The organism is Streptomyces sp., assembly GCF_031178505.1.
Lineage (GTDB): Bacteria > Actinomycetota > Actinomycetes > Streptomycetales > Streptomycetaceae > Streptomyces > Streptomyces gulbargensis.
Map to the genome: position 1 here is coordinate 1 of NZ_JAPSIW010000865.1, position 2,685 is coordinate 2,685.

Sequence of the window (2,685 nt, forward strand, 5' to 3'; positions counted from 1 at the left end):
AGCGGGCTCAGTGCCCGAGGACCTCGCCGAAGTGGGTGTTGACCGCCAGCACACCGCCGTCCACCCGCAGGGTCGTCCCGGTGATCCAGGCCGCGTCGCGGGAGGCGAGGAAGGCGACGGCGGCGGCGACGTCCTCGGGGGTGCCGACCCGGCCGAGCGGATAGACGCGCTCGGCGAGGACGGCGAGTTCGTCCTCACGCCCCGCCCAGCTGCTCGTGGCGATCGTCCCCGGGTTGACCTGGTTGACGCGCACCCCCCGGCGGGCCGCGTCCCCCGCCAGGGTGCGGGTGAGGGAGCCGAGCGCGGCCTTGGCGGCGCTGTAGGCGTGGCCGCCGAAGTCCATCTCGGCGTTGACGGAGCCCACGGTGACGACGGCCCCGCGCCCGCCGGCCGCCGCCAGCAGCGGCAGCGCGGCCCTGGCGCACCGGACGGCCCCCATCAGCGTCACGTCCAGCTGCCGCTCCCAGCCGGTGTCGGGTTCGTCCTCGAAGCGGTCCCGGTCCCGCTCGACCGGGGCGAAGGCGTTGTTGACGAGGACGTCCAGCCCGCCGAAGACCTCCGCCGCGCGGGCCACGGCCGCGTCGGCCGAGGCCTGGTCGGCGATGTCGCAGCGGACGGCCAGCGCCCCGGGCAGGCCGCCGGCGACCTCCCGCGCGCCCTCCTCGTCCACGTCGGCGACGAGCACCCGGGCCCCCTCGGCGGTGAGCCGCCGCGCGACGGCCGCGCCGATGCCCCGGGCCGCGCCGGTGACCATGACTCCGTACCCCTCGAACCGTGTCCTGAGATCCATGCCGAGATCACAGCACCGAACCCGGCCCCCCGCCAGGACCGGCCCGCCGGACGGGAGGCGCCGGGACGCGGGGCCCGGCGCGGGGCTCAGGCCGGGAGGCAGTCGCGGACGGCCCGGATCAGGGCCTGGGCGCGCGGGTCGGCGGTGACCGTCCGGCGCATGCCGTTGGTGACGTAGCCGAAGGCGATGCCCGACTCGGCGTCGGCGAAGCCGAGGGAACCGCCACGGCCGGGGTGGCCGAAGGAGGTGGGGCCGAGAAGGGGCGAGGCCGGGCCGTGGAGCATGTGGCCGAGGCCGAAGCGGGTGCCGACGAGGAGGGTGCGGTCGATACCGGCGGACTCCTCGGTGCGGGCGAGGGTGACGGTGGCGGGGGCGAAGAGGCGCACCCCGTCGACCGGGCCGAGGGTGGCGGCGTAGAAGCGGGAGAGCGCGCGGGCCGTGGCGACGCCCGAGGAGCCGGGCAGTTCGGCGGCCCGGTAGGCGGGGTCGTTCTCGTCGGGGCGGGGGTCGATGACGTCGAAGGCCCGGCGGGTGAGGGAGTCCGGGTCCTCGTACGCGGCGGTGACCGAGCGCTTGGGGCGGAGCCTGAGGGCGCCGCTGCCGGCGGGTTCGGTCTCCTCGACGCGGCCGAGGCGGCCGACGCGGTGCGTCTCGTCCTCGGGCAGGCCTATCCACAGGTCGAGGCCGAGCGGGCCGGCGATCTCGTCGGCGACCCAGCGGCCGACGGTGCGGCCCGTGACCCGGTGGACCAGGCCGGAGAGGAGCCAGCTGAAGGTGTGGGGGTGGTAGCCGTGGGCGGTGCCGGGTTCCCAGGCGGGCGCCTGCGCGGCCACGGCGGCGGTGGCGGTGGGCAGGTCGGCGGCCTCGGCGAGGGTGAGGGTGCGGTCGAGGACGGGCAGGCCGGCGCGGTGCGCGAGGAGCTGCCGTACGGTCACCCGGTCCTTGCCCTCGGCCTTGAACTCCGGCCAGTACGTGGCGACGGGGGCGTCCAGGTCGAGCAGGCCGCGCTGGTGGAGCAGGAGGGGGACGGCGGCGGACACGCCCTTCGTGGCGGAGCGCACGACCTGCGCGGTGGACGCGGTCCAGGGCGCGGCCCCGCCGGATCCGTCCTGGCCGGGGGCACCGTCGGCGTCCCGCGTACCCGCCCACAGGTCGACCACCGGCACGCCGTCGTGGTGGACGGCGACGGCCGCGCCGCGCTCGCCGCGCCCCTCGAAGTTGCGCAGGAACGCGTCCCTGACCGGCTCCCAGCCCGCCGCCACCGTGCCCTGGACGTCCACCTGACCCACACTTCCTCTCGTACGAACGGCTCCCATGGTCTCAGGCGACGGAACCGGGGACGAAGCCGAAGGGCAGCTCCAGGCGGTGCCGGGCCATCAGCTCCGTGTCGGCGAGGATCTCGCCGGTCGGGCCGTCGGCGGTGATCACGCCCTCGCTGAGGATCACCGAGCGCGGGCAGAGCTCCAGGGCGTACGGCAGGTCGTGGGTGACCATGAGGACGGTGACGTCCAGCGAGCGCAGCACGTCGGCGAGCTCGCGGCGGGAGGCCGGGTCCAGGTTGGAGGACGGCTCGTCGAGGACGAGGATCTCCGGCTCCGTGGCGAGGACGGTCGCGACGGCGACCCGGCGGCGCTGTCCGAAGGACAGGTGGTGCGGGGGCCGGTCGGCGAACTCCGCCATGCCGACCCGTTCCAGCGCCCGGTGCACGACGGCGTCGAGGGCGGCGCCGCGCAGCCCGGCGGCGGCCGGGCCGAACGCCACGTCCTCGCGGACGGTCGGCATGAACAGCTGGTCGTCGGGGTCCTGGAAGACGATGCCGACCCGGCGGCGGATCTCGGCCATGTGCCGCTTGCCGACCGGCAGACCGGCGACGGTGACGGAGCCCGCGCCGGCGG

Annotated in this window: 3 protein-coding genes; all 3 read right to left on the reverse strand. The window is 76.5% G+C overall.

The genetic code is table 11. From position 1 onward, the window contains the following. Nucleotides 1–7: 7 nt before the first annotated feature. Nucleotides 8–790 carry an SDR family oxidoreductase gene (locus RIF68_RS33620; RefSeq protein WP_309055259.1) on the reverse strand — a complete coding sequence of 261 codons (783 nt, stop codon included), beginning with the start codon at nt 788–790 and terminating at the stop codon, nt 8–10. An 86-nt stretch (nt 791–876) separates the two neighbouring features. Then, complete coding sequence (locus RIF68_RS33625) at nt 877–2,106, reverse strand: serine hydrolase domain-containing protein (RefSeq protein WP_375165777.1); 1,230 nt, start codon at nt 2,104–2,106, stop codon at nt 877–879. Nucleotides 2,107–2,110: 4 nt separating this feature from the next. Further along, nucleotides 2,111–2,685 (reverse strand): ABC transporter ATP-binding protein (locus RIF68_RS33630; RefSeq protein ID WP_309055260.1); only part of this gene is annotated, 575 nt, incomplete at its 5' end.